Origin of the sequence: Bradyrhizobium sp. IC4060, from assembly GCF_020193715.1 — a bacterium.
Classification (GTDB): Bacteria; Pseudomonadota; Alphaproteobacteria; order Rhizobiales; family Xanthobacteraceae; genus Bradyrhizobium; species Bradyrhizobium yuanmingense.
In genome coordinates this window covers 311,563-330,766 of sequence record NZ_JADYVJ010000005.1, presented here as the reverse complement: position 1 = coordinate 330,766, position 19,204 = coordinate 311,563, and the positions used below count along the sequence as shown (strand labels likewise).

Here is a 19,204-nt window from a genome sequence, read left to right as displayed (position 1 = left end):
TGCGGTCTCCGAAAGGCTGATCCAGTCAAGACTTCCGGATGTCCCATTCAGTTCCCCTTGCGCGGTGCAGCCTCGCTCCAGGCGCGGTGCAGCACGCGGAGGAACCTTCGTCATGAGCAGGAGTTCGCCGCAGGGGCAGGCTGAAAGTCACGAGGTCAACCGTGCGAGACGACGAGCGCGTGCGCTCCACCGCGCAGATCGCGGGTCATCCGATTCATCCGATGCTGGTGCCGATCCCGATCACGTGTTTCGTCGGGGCGCTGCTGACCGACATCGCCTATGTCGCCAGTGCCGAGATCATGTGGGCGAATTTTTCGGCCTGGCTGCTGCTCGCCGGAATCGTCTTCGGCGTGCTGGCGGCGATCGTGGGCCTGATCGACTTCCTCGGCAATCGGCTGGTGCGGGCGCAGGCGCCGGCCTGGCCGCATCTGATCGGCAATGTCGTGGTGCTGATCCTTTCGATGGTCAATCTGATGATCCACATGCGCGATGGCTGGACTTCGGTGTGGCCGAGCGGGCTCGCCTTGTCCGCGCTCACAGTGCTGATCCTGCCGATCACGGGGTGGCTCGGCTGGGCTCTTGTCTATCGCCACGGCGTGGGAGTTGCACGATGATATCTGCGATGATCCGCGCGCTGTTGTGCGCGTCGGTGCTGGGTCTGGCCGGCTGCAATGACGGCAGCGGCGATCCCAACGCGCAGGTCGGCGCCAATCCGGCACTTCCTGAAATCCAGCAATATCTGCTGCCGCCGGTCCACATTGCCCGCATCGTCGGCTGGAAGAAGGACGAGACGCCGACGGTCGCGCAGGGCCTGCAGGCCAAGGCCTTCGCCACGGGCCTGCAGCACCCGCGCTCGCTCTACGTTCTCCCCAATGGCGACGTGCTGGTGGTGGAATCCAAGGCGCCGAAAGGCGCCCCGATCAAGCGGCCCAAGGAGATCGTGATGGGCTTCATCGAGTCCTGGGCGACCTCCGGCGGCGACAGCGGCGCGAGCAACCGCATCACGCTGCTGCGCGACAGCAATGGGGATGGCGTGCCGGAGACGCAAAGCGTCTTCCTCGACCATCTCAACTCGCCGTTCGGCGTCGCGCTGGTCGGCAACGATCTCTATGTCGCCAACACCGACGCCATCGTCAGATATCCCTACACCGAAGGGGACACGAAGATCACCGCGCCGGGCACGGTGCTGACGCCGCTGCCGGGCGGTCCGATCAACCATCACTGGACCAAGAGCCTGGTCGCCAGCCCCGACGGCTCGAAGCTTTACGCCGGCGTCGGCTCCAACAGCAACGCCGCCGAGAGGGGCATGGAGGCCGAGCACAATCGCGCCGCCATCCTCGAGGTCGATCGCGCCAGCGGCCGCTGGCGCGTGTTCGCAAGCGGCCTGCGCAATCCCAACGGCCTCAGCTTCGAGCCGCAGACCGGTGCACTCTGGGCGGTGGTCAACGAGCGCGACGAGCTCGGTCCTGATCTCGTGCCCGATTACATGACCTCGGTGAAGGACGGCGGCTTCTACGGCTGGCCCTACAGCTATTTCGGCCAGCACGTCGATCCCCGCGTCAAGCCGGAGCGGCCGGATCTCGTCGCCAGGGCGATCGTGCCTGACTACGCGCTGAGCTCGCATGTTGCCCCGCTCGGGCTCGCCTTCAACACCGGCACCAGCCTGCCGGCCGCCTATCGCGGCGGCGCCTTCGTTGGCGAGCACGGCAGTTGGAACAGGCAGGTGCTGAGCGGCTACAAGGTCGTGTTCGTGCCGTTCACGGACGGCAAGCCGAGCGGCCCGCCGCAGGACGTCGTCACCGGGTTCCTCAACAGCGACAATAAGGCGCGCGGCCGCCCCGTTGGTGTTGCCATCGACAAGACCGGCGCGCTTCTGGTTGCGGACGACAGCGGCAACACGGTCTGGCGAGTGAGCGCGACCCATCCGCAGCTGACGCAACGTTAAGCGCGCAGGCGCGTTGTCGTGCAGACCTTTTTTCTGAAATCTAGAGCCAGGAGTTTGGACAATGGGCCTTGCGCAATATGCCATCGTGCCGGTGCGGGACGAATGGGGCGTGCTGCACGACGGCGACGTCAAGAACACCTACGCCACCAAGGAAGCCGCGTTCGAGTCCGCAGTCGCCGCCGCATCCCTCGCGCTGCGTGAGGGACATGAAGTTCAGGTCAGCGTGCCCGGCCGCGAGGCGGGAGGCAACGCGCTCGGCGTCCGGGACAACGCTTGAGAAGGAAGACGCGATGACCAAGCCCCGTGAGCCCAACGGCGTCGAGCCATCCCGCTCCGAGGACGACATCCAGCGCGACCAGCTCGGCCCGCGCGGCGTGCCGGGCGCGCCCGATCCGGCCAAGATGACGCCGCAGCGCGAGAAGAAGACGCCGAAGCACGTGGATCCCGGCCACACCGCGTGAGGGGGCTCCGCTGCGGCCAACCGACCAGGCGATCAATCGCACGCGGCGGGCGGCACTCCTCCGTCATTTCCGTAGCGGCCTTTGAATCGAGGTAGTCGCCTCATCGAGGTAGTCGCCTCGAGGTCATCGCGCGCGCCGCCGCCAGCCGCACGGCTCCAGCAGGCCGGGCGACCGCACTTCCGACCTGATTTCGGACGAAAAGGCCCTGTCGCTGCGATCGACGAATGTTGCGGCGACAGGGTTTCACTTGTAGCAAGACTGGCCGAACGTTATGCGCGCGAGCGCAAAGATCATGAGGTCGCTGGATGAACCCCGCTGTCATTGCCGTCGCCATCACCGGCTCCGTTCCGCGCAAGAAGGACAATCCGGCGGTGCCGATCCTGCCCTCGGAGCAGATCGAATCGACGCACCAGGCCTTCGAGGCGGGCGCCACGCTTGCGCATATCCACGTCCGCAACGACGACGAGACGCCGTCCTCCGATCCCGAGCGTTTTGCCCAGGTGCAGGAGGGGATCAAAAAGCATTGTCCTGATATGATCGTCCAGTTCTCGACCGGCGGGCGTGGCCGTGATCCCTCGGCCCGCGGATCGGCGCTCTACCTCAAGCCCGACATGGCCTCGCTCTCCACGGGATCGGTGAACTTTCCGACCATCGTCTACGAGAACAGCGCCGCGCTGGTCGAGACGCTCGCCACTAGCATGAAGACGAACGGCATCCGGCCGGAAATCGAGATCTTCGATCTGTCGCATCTGCATGGCGCCCGCCGCCTGATCGATGCGGGCCTCATCGACGCGCGTCCGCACGTGCAGTTCGTCATGGGCGTCAAGAACGCGATGCCGGCGGACGAGCATGTGCTCGACATTCTCCTGGGCGAGCTCAGGCGGCTGATCCCGAAGGCAACCTGGACCGCAGCCGGAATCGGCCGCCATCAGGCCGAGGTCATGGGGTGGGCGCTCGCCCGAGGGGCGGACGCGGTCCGCACCGGGCTCGAGGACAATATCCGCATCGACAAGACGCGCCTTGCTGCCAGCAACGCCGAGCTCGTGACCTTGGCCTGCGAGGCGGTCGCGCGCCACGGCCGGCGCGTTGCGACCGCGGCTGAGGCGCGATCGCTGCTCGCCATGGCAGGGTAGGGCGACTTCCTCGTCCTCACATGCTCCCGGCTGCCGCCTGCCATTCGGCGGCCGGCGTTCCCGTGCGCCGTTTCTCCGAGTAGACAGGTGCTACAGGCGCAATCTGCGCCTGCCGGGCAGGCGACGTTTGGAATGCAGTTCTTGAAATATGACGGCAGGCTCATCGGGGTCCTGCTGATGCTCGCCACCACGCAGCTGGTCGGATGGGGCACGATCGGGCTTCCCGCCATCGTCGGGCGCGATCTCGCCGCCGATCTCGGCATGAGCCTGCCGGCGGTGTTCGCCGGCACGTCCGTTCTCTACGTCTCGATGGGGCTGTGCGGTCCGTTGCTCGCCAAGTCGTTTGCGCGGCATGGCGCGCGGACGGTAATGATGGTCGGCACGATCGTCACGGCGCCAGGCTTCGTGCTGCTGTCGCTCGCGCGCGAGCCAATGCTCTATTTCGCCGCGTGGATCGTCCTCGGCATCGCCGGCAGCGCCACGCTGTCGACCGGCGCCTATATCATGCTGAACGAGATCGCGGGGCGGCAGGCCAAGAACGCGATCGGCGCGCTGATGCTGGTGACGGGCCTGTCCAGCAGCATCTTCTGGCCGACGACCTCGTTCCTGAGCGGTCACCTCGGCTGGCGGGGGACGTGCCTGGTCTACGCCGCGATGATGCTCCTCGTCAGCCTCCCGCTCTATGCGTTCGGCGCGCCGCGCCGAAAGATCGCACAGGACGAGGGCACCGCGCCGGCGAAGCGGTCGCCGCCGCCCGCGATTGCACGGAGCACGTTCGGCCTCGTCGTCGCCGCGATCACGCTGAACGCCTTCGTCAATTTCGGCGTCAGTGCGATCCTGATCGAGCTGTTGCGGGCGGAGGGGCTGGCGCCGGCTCAGGCGCTGGTGTTCGGCTCGATGCTGGGCGTGATCCAGGTCAGCGCCCGCGGGCTGGATTTTCTCGGCGGCGGACGCTGGGACGGCATCACGACCGGGCTCGTCGCGGGCAGCGCATTGCCGGTCGCCATGCTGCTGCTGATGTCGAGCGAGGGCGCCACCTGGGCGGTCGCGGTCTTCATCCTGCTCTATGGCGCCGGCAGCGGCGCAATGGCGGTGGCGCGGGCGACCATCCCGCTGGTGTTCTACGACCAGGCCGAGTTCGCCAAGGCGATGTCGATGATCTCGCTGCCGCTCAACCTCGCCTCCGCGATCTCACCGCCGCTGCTCGCGGGCCTGCTGACGGAGTTCGGCAGCCGTGCTGCGCTCGGTCTCACGCTGGTGTTCTCCTGCGCGACGGTGCTGATCCTCGTTCTGCTCGCTCGCCGCCGGCCGCGACAGCCGGCGGTCGTGACCTGAGCCGATCACGCAATATTCGCGGCGCGGAAAGTTTGCGGACGGCGATCACCTCCGGCCCGGCAGGAGATAGCCGTATGCCGCCAGTGCAGTGCTCAGCGTGCGAAAATGGTGGTATCGGCAGGGAGCGCAGCCTCGCGATCCCGCCGCCGCGCCAAGGTTAGTTCCCCGGAGGAAATCGACATGTCGGCCCTGCCGCTCTCAGGCATCAAGATCCTTGACCTCACCCGCGTGCTGGCCGGGCCGCTGTCGGCCCAGATGCTGGGCGATCTCGGCGCGGAGGTGATCAAGATCGAGCGGCCGGGCACCGGCGACGACGCGCGCGCTTTCGGTCCGCCTTACCTCACCGACCCCGAGGGCAAGGCCAACAACAACAATTCGTTCTATCTCTGTGCCAACCGCAACAAGAAGTCGGTCACCGTCAACATCGCCAAGCCCGAAGGGCAGGCGATCGTCCGCGAGCTCGCCAAGGACGCCGACGTCTTCATGGAGAACTACAAGGTCGGCGATCTCAAGCGCTACGGTCTCGACTACGAGACCATCAAGGCGATCAATCCCCGCATCATCTATTGCTCGGTGACCGGCTTCGGCCAGACCGGACCTTACGCGCCGCGCGCCGGCTACGACGCCATCCTGCAGGCGATGGGCGGCCTGATGAGCGTCACCGGCCATATCGACGGCGAGCCCGGCGAGGGCCCGATGAAGGTCGGCCCCTCGATCGTCGACTACATGACCGGCATGAACGCCTCGATCGGCATTCTCTCGGCGCTCTACCATCGCGATGCCAATGGCGGGCGAGGACAGCACATCGACGTCTGTCTGTTCGATACCGTGATCGCATCGCTGTCGCACTGGCTCCAAATTTACCTTGTCAACGGCAAGACGCCGCCGCGCCGCGGCACCTGGGGCAATGGCGGCATGCCCGCCGGCGTGTTCCGCTGCGCCGACGGCGAGCTGATGCTGGTGGTCGGCAATGACGGCCAGTTTCAGCGCACCTGCGCCGTGCTCGGCGAGCCCGAGCTCGCGAACGATCCGCGCTTCGTCAAGAACAACGACCGCGTCGTGCACGGCAAGGAGATCATGGCGATCTTCGCCGGCCTGTTCCTGAAGCAAAAGGTAGCCTACTGGCTGGAGAAGCTGGAGGAGGCCGGTGTGCCCTCGGGGCCGATCAACAATTTCGAGCAGGTGTTCTCCGACCCGCACGTCCAGTCGCGCGGCATGCGCGTGAAGGTCAACCATCCCTTCGAGCCCGATCTGTCGCTGGTCCGCAACGCGCTCACCTTGTCGGAGACGCCGATCAAGGACTACCGCGCCCCGCCGCTGCTCGGGGAGCACACCCAGGAGGTGCTCGGCGGCAAGCTCGGCTATGATGCCGGCAAGATCGAGCAGCTGAAGGCGCAGGGCATCATCTAGATTCGACGAAGCGGCGCCGGCTTTCCCTCTCCCCTTGTGGGAGAGGGTGGCTCGCCGCAAAGCGGCGAGACGGGTGAGGGGTTCTCTCCGCGTGCAAAGCTGCAGTCGAGTTCGTCGAGAGAGCCCCTCATCCGGCGCTTCGCGCCACCTTCTCCCACAAGGGGAGAAGGGAAGAGGGCCGCGCTTGTGGAAACGGCGAGAAAAATCGGGGCGCCATGCCGGGGCTTGCGTGAAGCTTGCCCGCAATCCCCAAGTAATCCCGGTCCGTAGTCGCACAGGCTTCCGCTTTGCCTCCGACTCTGATTCGATCTCTCCACTTGAGTCCGGGGAGGGAAGTGAATGTCCTACACGATCGGGTTCCAGGCCAAGGACCAGAAAGCCATTCTGGCGACCGAGGCGGCCACCGCCAATCAGGCCGTCGCCATCATTGCCGCGCTGCGGCAGAGCGCCGACGAGATCAAGTTCATCCGCTCGCCGCAGGAAGGCGAAATGGGCATCGAGATGCTGCTGCTGCTCGCCAAGGAAGAGGCCGAGGAGATGCCGCAGCGGGCGTGATCCCCGCATCCACACTTCGGGCTTAAGCGAAGCGTGCTGGCTACGGAATGATGTAGTCAGCAGACAGTCTCGCTTGAACCGAAGGTGGCCGCCATGAAACGCGAAGCGCTCCGCGTCGAACCGATCTCGACCTTTCTCGACCGACGCAACGCACCGGTCTCGCCGGCGACGCGCGCCGGCAATATGATCTTCGTCTCCGGCCTGCCGCCGTTCGACCCCGCGACGGGCGAGATCGCCTCCGCCGCGATCGAGCGGCGGAGCGAGCTCATTATGGAGCAGATGAAGCTGTGCCTCGAGGCGGCCGGCGCCTCCCTCGACAACGTCATGAAGTGCAACGTCTACTGCACCCCGACCGCGCACTTCGCCGCATTCAACGCGGTCTATGCGCGTTATTTCCCGCATGATCCGCCGGCGCGGATCTTCGTCTGCACGCCGGAATGGTTCGGCTCCTTCGACGTCGAGATCGACTGCATCGCGATGACCTGCAATCTCGGCACGAGCTGATCTGAACCCGCCTTCCTATTTCAGCGCACGGAAGGTCCCATAGACTAATGCACCAAGAATAGGGATGACAACGTGCGGGTTAGGAAAATTCGCCCCCAATATTGTCGCGAGTATGAAGCCGCCGATCAAGAACGCGTATCGAAATATTGTATTGAGAGCCTTATTCGGTTTCTGCTCATTCCACGTAAATTTCTCCGAAAACACTGGACCTTCTTCTGCCGAGTTTACTAGCGGGACGGAGCCAAGGGACGCTCTCGGAAGCAACATGCCACGAAACATTTCGGTGAACAAAATGAAAAGGCCCATTAGGAAGCCGCAAAAGAAGTACCTTGAATCGGTCTCAGAGTCCTGGAGCGCCTTCCATTGGATGAAGGCCACCAGGGAGGCCAATCCGATATAGACGCGCCACCCAACTGCACGTCTCAATACTTGGAAATTGTTCTGTACCTCCGCGATGCGACGCCTCAGTGAGGGATGAAAATAGGATAGTCGACTTCGCTCGTGCTCGGATGCCTTAGCCAAGAGTCCAACATATTCGTCGACGTTGCGAGTAACGCTTAATGCTGTTGCGTCAGCATAGAATTCGCGATTTCGAGAGATCAGCGAGACAAGGCCGCCGAGAATTAGCACCTTGTACAATACCACCAGAAGAACTGACGGCGGAGTAACGTCGTTGGGGTGCGAAAGCGAGAGCAAAGATAGCTGGAAAGCCGTGCCCAGTATCTCGAATATCGCTAGGCCAACGAATCCCGGCAGGAAGAGATCAAAGTGCTTAATGTGGGCTAGTTCATGAGCGAGGATCGAATAAGCCTTTTGGTCCTTCCTGATCAGGCCGATTAGCAATCCAGCGCTCAGCGCAATTGAGGGGTGAAAAATACCTCGTACATGAGCGCCCATAATTAGATCCGTCTTGTTAACTCTGAAGCTGGAGACGCTCAGCAGTTGACGGATCGCGTGGTTCGAAGCCAGAGCGGCGCTGAGTTTCCATAACTGAAGTCGAGGAATTGTATCAGCCTTTACGCCAGACAACCTGGCTCTGAAAAGGTTTACCATTAAAGAAACGACAGTCGCGAGGGCGAAGTAGAGAGCAAGTAACGCAGCCAATTGCGCACCCATACTAATAAGTACCGGAATAAACAGGCCGGGTCTTTGAAATAGAACAACGAATGGTAGAATGATTTGGACCGGAAAGTTGAAGCAAATCGTTTGAAACCATTCTAAGCGCGCCAACCTTGAATAGTCGTCCATGGCTACCTCCTATGCTTCTTTAAGGAGGTAAGTATTGCTACAGTTGCTTTCTCGATGGCGTCGCTCGGAACGCCGCTTTCCTTCAGAGATTCGATGATGCTTACGCGTGCCGCGTCCTCTCCTTCCGATCCGCCAACGAACCAATTTGCTGCCGCCGCGTATGTGGATTTGCCGAGTTCGCTCGCTATTGTCTCGCCGAATTTTTTAAAGAAGTCGAAGATGAAAGGGAGCAAAATAACGATCGCATCCCCAGCGCCGAAGCCTTGCGGTCCCTTGGATGTGCTGCCGCCGCTTCCCTTCGAAGAATCTGGGTCATAGCTCTGGACTAAAAATGTTTCGTCCGGTGAAATCTCTTCGAGAACTTCGGTAGTCAATTCGCGGATTGGCAATGACGCCATGTAACCCTCCCTTGAAAAAATGCAACTTAAGAGAGAGTTGGGCAGAGCTGCAAGCTAATTATCGGCGAGGGTGCTCGTAGACATCGCCATTTTCAGGACATCAGCCCGCGCCACGGACTCGGGCACATCGTCAACCTCGCTGTTCTTGGCGAGCCGATAGTGCCGACGTTGAACGAAGCTTATTTCTTGAAGCGTAAGACTGAAGGGCGTCGGCCTTGGGGAACTGGAGCGCTAACGCGCCGCCACCTTCGACGGCGCCTTGCTCTCCATCCGTCCCGCCGTCAGCGCCATCGTCGCCACGCTGACGACGCGCGTGACCACATCCTCGACGTCGTCGAGGTCGCATTTGCCCTCCGAAAGCTTGGTCAGCCGCTCGCTCTCACGGATGGTGTGATGCGCCATGGCGAGCGCGAAGTTGAGGCCCCAATAGATATCGACGTCACTGCGGTCGGGCAGGGACCGCCGCATCGCGCCGACGAATTTGCGCAAATGGTCGATCTCGCGGTTCTTGATGCGCCGGATCGGCGGCACGGATTCGATCGAGGCGCGGATCATGAAGCGCGCGGCGGTCGAGCGCTGGTTCTCCGGCCCCAGGCAGCCGCGCAAGGTCGGCCCGACCAACGCGCGCAGGATGACCTCGATCGGCGCGCGGCCGCCGCCTTGCTCCTCCGCCGCCTTCAACTCGTGCAGGCGCTCGCGGTTGGTGGCGATCGACCGCGTGACAAACAGTTCCGCGATCAGCTCGTCCTTTGAGCCGAAATGATAGTTCACCGCGGCGAGGTTGACGCCCGCCTCCGCGACGATGTCGCGCAGCGTCACGTCGCCGAAGCCGCGATCGGCATAGAGCCGCTCGGCGGCGGCGAGAATGGCAGACCTCGTATGATCGCTGGCCATGGATGCCCTCGGGGAGGGGAGTTGCAATTCAAACAGTTGTATGAAACTATCGTTTGAAGGTCGGGAAAAGTCAATCCGCAATCGGGACTCGTTCGCAACTGCAGCCGGGTTTCGACAGGTCCGCAAGGACGCGCATTCGCGCTTGCGGGCCGCGCAAAGCGGGAGGACAGTCCGGCGCAAAAGGACCAGTGAGAGAGAGGAGCGTCGCATGGACTTCGATATGTCGCCCAAGCAAAAGGAATGGCTCGACCGCGTGCGGTCCTTCATGGCCAAGCACGTGCGCCCGGCGGTGCCGATCTACGATCAGCAGGACAAGAGCGGCGACCGCTGGAAGGTGATCCCTGTTCTCGAGGACCTCAAGAAGAAGGCGAAGGCCGAAGGCCTCTGGAACATGTTCATGCCGCCGTCCGAGCATGAGGACGATGAATTCCGCGGCGCGGGACTGACCAATCTCGAATACGCGCTTTTGTCGGAAGAAATGGGCCGCATCACCTGGGCCTCGGAAGTGTTCAATTGTTCCGCGCCCGACACCGGCAACATGGAAGTGTTCATCCGCTACGGCACCAAGGAGCAGAAGCGGAAATGGCTGCGGCCGCTGATGGACGGTGAGATCCGCTCCGCCTTCCTGATGACGGAGCCGGCGGTGGCCTCGTCCGACGCCACCAACATCGAGACCCGCATCGAGCGCGACGGCGACCATTACGTCATCAACGGCCGCAAATGGTGGTCGTCCGGCGTCGGCGATCCCCGCTGCAAGATCGCGATCCTGATGGGCAAGACCGATTTCAAGGCGGCCAAGCACCAGCAGCAGTCGCAGATCCTGGTTCCGCTCGACACGCCCGGCATCAAGGTCGAGAAGATGCTGCCGGTGTTCGGCTTCGACGACGCCCCGCACGGCCATGCCCAGGTGCTGCTCGAGAACGTGCGCGTGCCGAAGGAGAACATCCTGCTCGGCGAAGGCCGCGGCTTCGAGATCGCGCAGGGCCGCCTCGGCCCGGGCCGTATCCATCACTGCATGCGAACCATCGGCAAGGCTGAGGAGGCGCTGGAGAAAATGGTGAAGCGGCTTGCCTCGCGCACCGCGTTCGGCAAGAAAATCGTCGAGCACAGCGTGTGGGAGCAGCGCATCGGCGAGGCCCGCACCAACATCGAGATGACGCGTCTTCTGTGTCTCAAGGCGGCCGACATGATGGATAAGGTCGGCAACAAGACCGCGCAGGCCGAGATCGCCATGATCAAGGTCGCCGCGCCCAACATGGCGCTGAAGATCATCGACGAGGCGATCCAGGCCTTCGGCGGTGCGGGCGTCTCGGACGAAGCCGGCCTTGCCAAGGACTATGCGCACATCCGCACGCTCCGCCTCGCCGACGGCCCGGACGAGGTGCACAACCGCGCCATTGCCAGGCTCGAACTTCGGAAGTATGCAAACTCTCCCAATCACTAAGCGGGGGAGCCCTGCGGCGCTCCCGACTTGAAGAAACGACGGGACATGATCCAATTGCGGTAACCGCTTGACGCAAGTGCGTTAGCGGTTACCGATTAGGATCATGTTCGGACTGAAGAGGGAGCGTGACCGTGGCTGACGGCGTCAGGAAAGACGAGGAGTTTTCGGGCACCAAGCCGGTCGAGGAGCGGCATCGCTTCGACGAGATGCGGCTCGAGGCCTGGATGCGCGAGCACGTCGAAGGCTTCGAAGGCCCGCTTGTGGTGCTGCAGTTCAAGGGCGGGCAGTCCAACCCGACCTATCGCCTCAACACACCGAACCGCTCCTACGTGATGCGCCGCAAGCCATTCGGCAAGCTGCTGCCCTCGGCGCATGCAGTCGACCGCGAGTATCGCGTCATCGCCGCGCTTGGAAAGCAGGGCTTTCCGGTCGCACGCGCCTATGCGCTGTGCCAGGACGACGGCGTCATCGGAGCTGCCTTCTACATCATGTCGATGGAGGAGGGGCGCGTGTTCTGGGATCCGACGCTGCCGAGCCAGGACAACGATGCGCGCCGAAAGATCTTCACCAGCAAGATCGAGACGCTGGCCAAGCTGCATATGTTCGACCCTGTTACCATCGGGCTCAGCGACTTCGGCAAGCCTGGCAACTACTTTGCCCGCCAGATCGACCGCTGGACCAAGCAATATCGCGCCTCCGAGACCCAGCACATCCCCGAATTCGAGAAAGTCGCCGAATGGCTGCCGAAGACGGTGCCGGAGCAGGCGCGCGTCTCCATCGTCCATGGCGACTATCGCCTCGACAACATGATTTTCCACGCGACGGAACCGCGCGTGCAGGCGGTGCTGGACTGGGAGCTGTCGACGCTCGGCGATCCCATGGCCGATTTCACCTATCTCTTGATGCAATGGATCATGCCGGGCCTCGACGGTGCCGACCTCAAGGCGCTCAATATCCCGAGCCTCGAAGAGGCCGCGCAGATCTATTGCAACGTCACAGAGATGACGGTGCCCGATCTCAACTGGTACTTCGCCTACAATTTGTTCCGTCTCGCCGGCATCACCCAGGGCATCGCCGGCCGCGTTCGCGACGGCACCGCCGCCAACGCCAAGGCGCTCGAATCTGCCAAGCGCACCGTGCCGCTGTCGAAGGCGTCGTGGGAATACGCGCAGAAGGCAGGCGCGGCGTAGGAAGAACAAAGGCGCGGCTGATGGCCGCGCCCTTTTTTGTTTTGGTAAGGCGCTGCTCCACACGCGCCGTCATTGCGAGCGCAGCGAAGCAATCCAGATTCTTTCCGCGGTGGCCCCCTGGATTGCTTCGCTGCGCTCGCAATGACGAGGAGGCGGAATCCAAGACTCGCAATTCACACCGCGCAAGTGCCTTTCGCAGCGACCGAGTCCTTGTATCCCTTTGCCCAATCCGCCCCGGGAGACCCGCGCATGATCGACCACACTACCCTCATCACCTACGTCCTCATCGTGCTCGGTTTCGTCTTCATCCCGGGACCAGCGACGCTGCTCACGATGGCGCGGGCGGCAAGCTCGGGAACGAAGGTCGGCATCGCCACGGGTGCGGGAATCGCCGCTGGAGACCTGGTACATACGGGGATGGCGATTGTCGGACTCTCGGCGATCATCGCCACCTCGGCGCTGCTGTTCAGCATCGTCAAATATGCCGGCGCTGGCTTCCTGATCTATCTCGGCATTCGGGCCATGCTGGACAAGGCGCCGATCGCGCTGAACGGCGGTGCCCCTCCGATCGGCGCGGGCCGTGCCTTTCGCGAGGCCGTGCTGACCGAGGTGCTCAATCCCAAGACCGCACTGTTCTTCCTGGCGTTCCTGCCGCAATTCGTGAAGCGGGAGCACGGCGCGCCTGCACTTCAGCTTGCCATTCTCGGTGTTGTCTTCGTGCTGCTCGGTCTCGTCAGCACTGTCGTGTTCGCCGTCGGCGCCGGTCGTCTCGGCAACCTACTGCGCCGCCATCCGGCGGTGGTGAAGTGGCAGGGCAAAGTGGTCGGGACCATCTACTGTGCCGTCGGTTTGCGGCTGGCGCTGCAGGAACGCTGACGCGCGCGATGAGCCCGTAGCCACAATGAGTGCGACGATATCCGGATAGGTGATTCCCAGACGCTCGTCATTGCGAGCGAAGCGAAGCAATCCAGAAATCCTTCCGCGGTCGCAGTCTGGATTGCTTCGTCGCTTTGCTCCTCGCAATGACGAGCTACCCCTTCGCACAATGCGCGATCAGCCGCTCCACGAACCCCGCGCATTTCTCCAGCTCCGCCATCTCCACGAACTCATCCGGCGTATGCGCCTGCGCGATCGCGCCGGGGCCGATCACCACTGAGGGGATGTCGGCGATGCTGGTGAACAGGCTCGCTTCGGTGCCGAAGGCGACCTTGGCGTGGTCGTTGCGTCCTGCGAGGCTCTTGGCCAGCGTGACGATGGCGGCGTCGGCGGCGGTGTCGAGCGCGGGATAGTCGAGGATCTCCTCGAAATCGATGCCGCAATCGGGATGTCTCGCCTTCATCGCCGGCTCAATCTCGGCCTTGGCCCAGGCGACGATCGCATCGGTCACCTCCTTGGACTCGGTGATCCCGATGCCGCGGCATTCGAAATCCACGGTGCAGGTATCAGGCACGATGTTCAGCGCTGCGCCGCCGTGCACGATGCTGGTGAGCAGCGTCGAATGCGGGACGTCGTAGAGGCTGTCCGTCAACCGCACGGCCGCCAGCGCCACTGCGCGGCGGCGGATCTCGACGATCAGCTCGGCGGCATATTCGATCGCATTGACGCCGTCGGGCGCGATCGAGGAATGACGTGCAAGCCCGTGGAATGTGGCGCGCACGCCGTGCTTGCCCTTGTGGCCGATGATGACCTGCATCTGGGTGGGCTCGCCGATGAATGCGCCGAGCGGCCGGACCCTCTTCTTCGCGACCTCGTGCAGCATCGGCCGCACGCCGACGCAGCCGATCTCCTCGTCATAGGAGATCGCCAGATGAATCGGCGTCTTGAGTCTCGCCTCCACCATCTCCGGCACCATGGCGAGGCACACCGCCACATAGCCCTTCATGTCCGTGGTGCCGCGGCCGTACAGCTTGCCGTCACGCTCCACCAGCTTGAACGGATCATGGCTCCAGTCCTGGCCCACGACAGGCACCACATCGGTATGGCCCGACAGCACGAAGCCCGGCCGATCCTCCGGTCCGATCGTGACCCAGAGCGAAGCCTTCTCGCCGGTCTCGTCGACGATGCGCTCGCCCTTGATCCCGAACGCGGCGAGATAGCTCTCGATATGGGCAATCAGGGGCAGGTTAGTGCGGTCGCTGACGGTGTCGAACGAGACGAGGTCGGCGAGGAGTTTTCGGATACGGTCGGGTCTTGAGCTTGGCATTGTCTCGGTCTTGTCAGGGAATGGAGGCTGAGTTGCCTGCAGGAACCATACCAACGTGAGCCCCGGTCGAGCAAATCAACACAGCCCCGCAGCCCGGATGCTGCCCACCACACGACCGTCATTGCGAGCGCAGCGAAGCAATCCATAGTCTTTCCGCGGAGGGATTCTGGATTGCTTCGCTGCGCTCGCAATGACGGGTTGAGGCAGCTGTGTACCTGAAACTCACGTCTCGTGGCCCGGACGCTGCGCAGCGTCTCCCCGGCGATGCGAAGCATCGTCCGGTTCGACGATGCGCTGCAGAGCCGGGGCCCGTGCAGCAGCGAGCGACGTAGCCTGCTGGGTCCCGGCTCTGCGCCGCACCGCTTGCGCGCTGCGTCGCGTCCGGGACACGACCTGCGAACTAAACCGGCTTGCCCGTATACGGCATTGATGCCGTCAAGCCGCCGTCGACCGGGAACGCCTGGCCGTTCACATACGAAGCCTCGTCGCTCGCCAGGAACAGTCCCATCGCCGCGAGCTCGTGCGGCTGTCCCGGCCGCTTGAGCGGGTTGAGCTGGCCGATCTTGTCTTGGGTGCCGCGCTCCTTGGCGCGGTCGAAGATCGGCTTGGTCATGCCTGTTTCGATCAGGCCGGGGCAGACCGCATTGATGCGCACGCCGGTGCCGGTGAGCGAATACGCCGTGGTCTGCACCAGGCTGATCACGCCGGCCTTGCTCGCGGCATAGGGATGCCCGCTCGCGCCGGCCTTGAGGCCGGCGACAGAGGCGGTCAGCACGATCGCGCCGGACTGCTGCTTGACCATGTGCGGCATTGCGTACTTCACCGCGAGGAACGGCCCGATCAGGTTGACGCGCAGGATTTCCTGCCAATGCTCGACGGTCTGCTCGGCGAGCGGAACGAGTCCGCCGGAGACGCCGGCATTGGCCCAGATCACGTCGAGCCGGCCGTGCGTTTTCACCGCCTTGTCGATCACAGCGATGACGTCTTGTTCGGAGCCGGCATCCGCAACCATCGCTTCCGCGACGCCGCCGGCCTTCTTGATCTCCTCGACCGTCTCCTTCACCGCCTCGGTGCGATCGACCGCGATCAGTTTGCCGCCCTCCTTGGTGAACAGCAGCGCAGCCGCGCGACCGATGCCGCTGCCGGCGCCGGTGATGATGACGGATTTGCCTTGCAGGCGGCCCATGCGTTTTCTCCCTTTTGTTCGCGCACGACGCTTGCCGCGCGACGGAATTTCAAACAAGATTTCAAACGGCAAAGTGTCTTGAGACGCGTTCACTACTCACGTACAGCGACAATAGACGGGATGGAAGGGTTTCGATGGCAGGTGCAGACAAGCCGAACGTGGTCATCACGCGGTGGTGGTGGGTCCGTCACGCGCCGGTGCGCAACGACGGCGGCAACATCTACGGGCAGAGCGACATCGCCTGCGATACCAGCGATACCTACGTGTTCAACGCTGTTGCCAAGGTGCTGCCACGCCAGGCGGTCTGGTATTCGAGCAATCTGATGCGCACCCATCAAACTGCCGAGGCGATCTGGGCTGCGGGTTTTCCAAGGCCGGCAGCGCTGAAATGGGAGGCGGATCTCGCCGAGCAGAACCTCGGCCGCTGGCAGGGCATGAACCGCGCCCAGTTCATTGCCAGCCGCCCCGTCGGTGCGAGCTGGTTCGCCGACATCAACGAGCCCGCGCCCGGCGGTGAAAGCTTCATGGACCTGTACAACCGCACGCGCCGCACCATCGAGCGGATCAACGCCGAGGCGGCCGGGAAGGACATCATCGCAGTCGCGCATGGCGGCACTATCAGGGCGGCAGTGGGGTTCGCGCTCGGCGGGCAGCCGGAACGCGGGCTGTCGTTCGACATCGACAATTGCTCGGTGACGCGGCTGGATTATTTTGCGAGTCCCGATCGCACGGTCTGGCGGCTGCCGATGGTCAATCAGCAGCCTTGGATCGCCGATCCAGCGCACGCGGCGATGCATCAGCCGGCGGGACCGGAAGTCAAGAAGCTGGCCTGATACTGAATACGAAAATCAAATCTGGGAGAGAAACATGACCTTGTTCGACATGAAGGGGAAAGTCGCCGTCATCACGGGCTCGACGCGCGGCATCGGGCTCGCGATCGCCGAGCGCATGGCCGAGCACGGCGCCAAGGTGGTGATCTCCTCGCGCAAGGCCGACGTGTGCGAGCAGGTGGCGAAAGGCATCAACGACAGGTTCGGCAAGGGCACCGCGGTCGCGGTCGCCGCCAACATCTCCTCGAAAGAGAATCTGCAGAACCTCGTCGACGAGAGCAACCGCGCCTTCGGCAAGATCGACGTGCTGGTCTGCAACGCCGCATCGAATCCATATTACGGCCCGCTCGCCGGCATCTCCGACGATCAGTTCAGGAAGATCCTCGACAACAACATCGTCGCCAACAATTGGCTGATCTCGATGGTGGTGCCGCAGATGATCGAGCGCAAGGACGGATCGATCATCATCGTCTCCTCGATCGGCGGCCTCAAGGGCTCGACCATCCTCGGCGCTTACGCCATCTCGAAAGCCGCCGACATGCAGCTCGCGCGCAACCTCGCCTGCGAATACGGCCAGCACAACATTCGCGTGAACTGCATCGCGCCGGGCCTGATCAAGACCGATTTTGCCAAGGCGCTGTGGGACAATCCGGAGAACCTGAAAGCCTCGACCTCGCGCTCGCCGCTCTTGCGCATCGGCATCCCCGACGAGATCGCCGGCGCGGCGGTGTTCCTGGGCTCGAAGGCCGGCGACTTCATGACCGGCCAGACCATGGTGATCGACGGCGGCGCGACGATCAGTTGATGCGTTTGTCGGAAGGGAAAGGGCACGTAGTCCACCCATACACAGCGGTCATCGCCCGCGAAGGCGGACGATCCAGTACCCCGCAGCCGCAGTTGTGTGAACGAATGACCGCCGCGGCGTACTGGATGCCCCGCCTTCGCGGGGCATGACAGTGCGGATGATGATACGGCGTCGCGCGTAAGCGCAGGGCCTCACTCCACCGCCGCGTAAACCAGATCTCGCACCAGGGTCCGCGTGTGGTCGCGCTGTCCCGGCCCCTGGCTCATGAACACTGCGAACAGATCCTCCTTCGGATCGATCCAGAAGAACGTGCCGGCAATGCCGCTCCAGAAATACTGGCCGACGCTGCCTGGGAAGGGCGCGATGCCGGCCTCGCGGCGCACGGCAAAGCCGAGGCCGAAGCCATGACCCGGCGATAGCAGCGTGCCGTTGGTCGGCACGCCTGGCCCGAGGTGATCGGAGGCCATCAGCTCCAGGGTCTTGCGGCCGATGATCCTGTTGCCGTCGAGCGTGCCGCCATTGCGCAGCATCAGGCAGAAGCGGGCGTAGTCCATCGTGGTCGAGACCAGGCCGCCGCCGCCGGACTCCATCACGGGCTGCTCGAGCATGTTGAACAGCGCGACCTTGTCGCCGGTCCACGGGTCGGCCGCGAACGGCTCGGCAAGGCGGCCGGCATTGGCTTGGCTTGTCGAGAAGCCGGTTTCGGCCATCTGGAGCGGCGCAAGCACGCGCTCGGTGAGGAACGCGCCGAGCGATTTGCCGCTGACGACTTCGATGATGCGGCCCAAAATATCTGTGGAGCGGCTGTAGTTGAACTCCGCGCCGGGCTGGCAGACCAGCGGGAAGCTCGCCACCAGCGCGGCATGTTCGGCGTTGGTGATCTTGCGGCTGCGGACGCGGGACTCCTGGTAGAGCTTGTGCACGGGGCCGTCGCCCTGGTGCTCGTAAGTGAGGCCGGAGGTGTGGCGGAGCAGGTCCTGCACGGTCATGGGCCGCGCCGGCGGTACCAGCTCCAACCGGCCGTCGTTGACGACGCCGACCTGCTGGCTCGCGAACTCCGGGATGAACTTTGCGACGGCATCGCTGAGCAGGAGCTGTCCGTCCTCGACCAGCATCATGATGCCGACCGAGACGATCGGCTTGGTCATCGAGAAGATGCGGAAGATCGAATCGCGCGCCATGGGCGCCGCGCCTGCCGGGCTCTGCTTGCCGAGCGCCTCGAACCAGCCGATTTGGCCGCGCCTCGCCACCAGCACGGTGACCCCGGGAACGGTTCCCTTGTCGATTTCGCGCTTGAAGGCGTCCGACATGGCCTGGAGCCGCGGCCGCGACAGCCCGAGCGTCTCTGGGCGCGCTTCCGGCAAAGCTGGGGTGTGGGGCGCGTTTGCGGCCTGCGGGGCGGCAGTGGCGGTCGCTGTAGCGGTCATGGGCACTCCCGATTGTTTTTCGTTATGGCCGATGGACTGTGGCCCAGAACCCCCGGCACAAACAAGCGAAGCCGGCGCGGTTCACCCTTGCAAACCGGCCGCTCTCTGTGCTTGAAAGCGCCCCTGATCCGCGGCGACGCGGGTTCGTAGGAGTGTAGCTCAATTGGTAGAGCACCGGTCTCCAAAACCGGGGGTCGCAGGTTCGAGCCCTGCCACTCCTGCCAGCCAAATCAATC

20 protein-coding genes and 1 tRNA gene are annotated in these 19,204 nt (G+C 63.6%); 15 read left to right on the top strand and 6 right to left on the bottom strand.

The genetic code is table 11. The annotated features are described in order from the left end of the window. Positions 1–161 precede the first annotated feature (161 nt). From I6F16_RS19865 to I6F16_RS19825, 9 genes are all read left to right on the top strand, one after another. Complete coding sequence (locus I6F16_RS19865; RefSeq protein WP_225142755.1) at positions 162–614, top strand: DUF2231 domain-containing protein; 453 nt, start codon at positions 162–164, stop codon at positions 612–614. Then, positions 611–1,945, top strand: coding sequence for a sorbosone dehydrogenase family protein (locus I6F16_RS19860; RefSeq protein WP_225173955.1), 1,335 nt, complete (start codon positions 611–613; stop codon positions 1,943–1,945). The genes I6F16_RS19865 and I6F16_RS19860 overlap by 4 nt, the downstream gene beginning before the upstream one ends. Before the next feature lie 61 nt (positions 1,946–2,006). After that, positions 2,007–2,222, top strand: a complete 216-nt coding sequence (locus I6F16_RS19855) for a hypothetical protein (protein ID WP_036010879.1) — start codon at positions 2,007–2,009, stop codon at positions 2,220–2,222. A gap of 13 nt (positions 2,223–2,235) precedes the next feature. Next, entirely contained in the window at positions 2,236–2,406 is a 171-nt protein-coding gene (locus tag I6F16_RS19850) for a hypothetical protein (protein WP_167361681.1), read from the top strand. A 305-nt stretch (positions 2,407–2,711) separates the two neighbouring features. Next, the gene (locus tag I6F16_RS19845; RefSeq protein WP_057029603.1) at positions 2,712–3,539 is read left to right on the top strand and encodes a 3-keto-5-aminohexanoate cleavage protein; all 828 of its coding nucleotides are present in this window, start codon (positions 2,712–2,714) and stop codon (positions 3,537–3,539) included. Positions 3,540–3,671: 132 nt separating this feature from the next. Continuing rightward, positions 3,672–4,874 (top strand): MFS transporter, encoded by a 1,203-nt coding sequence (locus tag I6F16_RS19840; RefSeq protein ID WP_225113251.1) that lies wholly within the window; start codon positions 3,672–3,674, stop codon positions 4,872–4,874. 180 nt (positions 4,875–5,054) lie between these two features. Then, positions 5,055–6,284: a CaiB/BaiF CoA-transferase family protein gene (locus I6F16_RS19835; RefSeq protein WP_225113250.1), complete on the top strand. Its 1,230-nt coding sequence runs from the start codon at positions 5,055–5,057 to the stop codon at positions 6,282–6,284. Between the two features lie 339 nt (positions 6,285–6,623). Continuing rightward, entirely contained in the window at positions 6,624–6,839 is a 216-nt protein-coding gene (locus tag I6F16_RS19830) for a hypothetical protein (protein WP_036010888.1), read from the top strand. A gap of 93 nt (positions 6,840–6,932) precedes the next feature. Continuing rightward, the gene (locus I6F16_RS19825; RefSeq protein ID WP_225113249.1) at positions 6,933–7,343 is read left to right on the top strand and encodes a Rid family hydrolase; all 411 of its coding nucleotides are present in this window, start codon (positions 6,933–6,935) and stop codon (positions 7,341–7,343) included. Between the two features lie 15 nt (positions 7,344–7,358). Here I6F16_RS19825 and I6F16_RS19820 read toward each other — a convergent pair whose 3' ends face one another. From I6F16_RS19820 to I6F16_RS19810, 3 genes are all read right to left on the bottom strand, one after another. Next, the gene (locus I6F16_RS19820) at positions 7,359–8,591 is read right to left on the bottom strand and encodes a M48 family metalloprotease (RefSeq protein WP_225173954.1); all 1,233 of its coding nucleotides are present in this window, start codon (positions 8,589–8,591) and stop codon (positions 7,359–7,361) included. A 2-nt stretch (positions 8,592–8,593) separates the two neighbouring features. Next, complete coding sequence (locus I6F16_RS19815; RefSeq protein WP_225173953.1) at positions 8,594–8,989, bottom strand: hypothetical protein; 396 nt, start codon at positions 8,987–8,989, stop codon at positions 8,594–8,596. Positions 8,990–9,220: 231 nt separating this feature from the next. Further along, a complete protein-coding gene (locus I6F16_RS19810; protein ID WP_225113248.1) occupies positions 9,221–9,883 on the bottom strand; it encodes a TetR/AcrR family transcriptional regulator in 663 nt (220 codons plus the stop codon). Positions 9,884–10,091: 208 nt separating this feature from the next. Here I6F16_RS19810 and I6F16_RS19805 point away from each other — a divergent pair, with 208 nt between their 5' ends. The 3 genes from I6F16_RS19805 (at position 10,092) to I6F16_RS19795 (ending at position 13,393) form a co-directional block, all read left to right on the top strand. Then, positions 10,092–11,327 carry an acyl-CoA dehydrogenase family protein gene (locus I6F16_RS19805; RefSeq protein ID WP_057029608.1) on the top strand — a complete coding sequence of 412 codons (1,236 nt, stop codon included), beginning with the start codon at positions 10,092–10,094 and terminating at the stop codon, positions 11,325–11,327. Between the two features lie 131 nt (positions 11,328–11,458). Then, a complete protein-coding gene (locus I6F16_RS19800; RefSeq protein WP_225113270.1) occupies positions 11,459–12,517 on the top strand; it encodes a phosphotransferase family protein in 1,059 nt (352 codons plus the stop codon). A gap of 249 nt (positions 12,518–12,766) precedes the next feature. Further along, positions 12,767–13,393 carry a LysE family translocator gene (locus tag I6F16_RS19795; protein ID WP_225173952.1) on the top strand — a complete coding sequence of 209 codons (627 nt, stop codon included), beginning with the start codon at positions 12,767–12,769 and terminating at the stop codon, positions 13,391–13,393. A gap of 154 nt (positions 13,394–13,547) precedes the next feature. Here the strand turns inward: I6F16_RS19795 and argE are convergent, their stop codons facing one another. Both argE and I6F16_RS19785 read right to left on the bottom strand, forming a co-directional pair. Further along, entirely contained in the window at positions 13,548–14,720 is a 1,173-nt protein-coding gene (gene argE / locus I6F16_RS19790) for an acetylornithine deacetylase (RefSeq protein WP_225113246.1), read from the bottom strand. A 400-nt stretch (positions 14,721–15,120) separates the two neighbouring features. After that, on the bottom strand, positions 15,121–15,906 hold the full coding sequence (locus I6F16_RS19785; protein WP_109143341.1) for an SDR family oxidoreductase: 786 nt from the start codon (positions 15,904–15,906) through the stop codon (positions 15,121–15,123). Between the two features lie 134 nt (positions 15,907–16,040). On the opposite strand from I6F16_RS19785, the gene I6F16_RS19780 reads away from it, so the two are divergent. Together I6F16_RS19780 and I6F16_RS19775 are read left to right on the top strand one after the other, a co-directional pair. Continuing rightward, positions 16,041–16,739, top strand: a complete 699-nt coding sequence (locus I6F16_RS19780) for a histidine phosphatase family protein (protein ID WP_057029612.1) — start codon at positions 16,041–16,043, stop codon at positions 16,737–16,739. A 34-nt stretch (positions 16,740–16,773) separates the two neighbouring features. Further along, entirely contained in the window at positions 16,774–17,541 is a 768-nt protein-coding gene (locus I6F16_RS19775; RefSeq protein WP_036010906.1) for an SDR family oxidoreductase, read from the top strand. Positions 17,542–17,732: 191 nt separating this feature from the next. Here the strand turns inward: I6F16_RS19775 and I6F16_RS19770 are convergent, their stop codons facing one another. Continuing rightward, the gene (locus I6F16_RS19770) at positions 17,733–18,968 is read right to left on the bottom strand and encodes a serine hydrolase domain-containing protein (protein WP_225113245.1); all 1,236 of its coding nucleotides are present in this window, start codon (positions 18,966–18,968) and stop codon (positions 17,733–17,735) included. Between the two features lie 148 nt (positions 18,969–19,116). On the opposite strand from I6F16_RS19770, the gene I6F16_RS19765 reads away from it, so the two are divergent. Then, positions 19,117–19,192: transfer RNA gene (locus I6F16_RS19765), tRNA-Trp, on the top strand. Positions 19,193–19,204 lie beyond the last annotated feature (12 nt).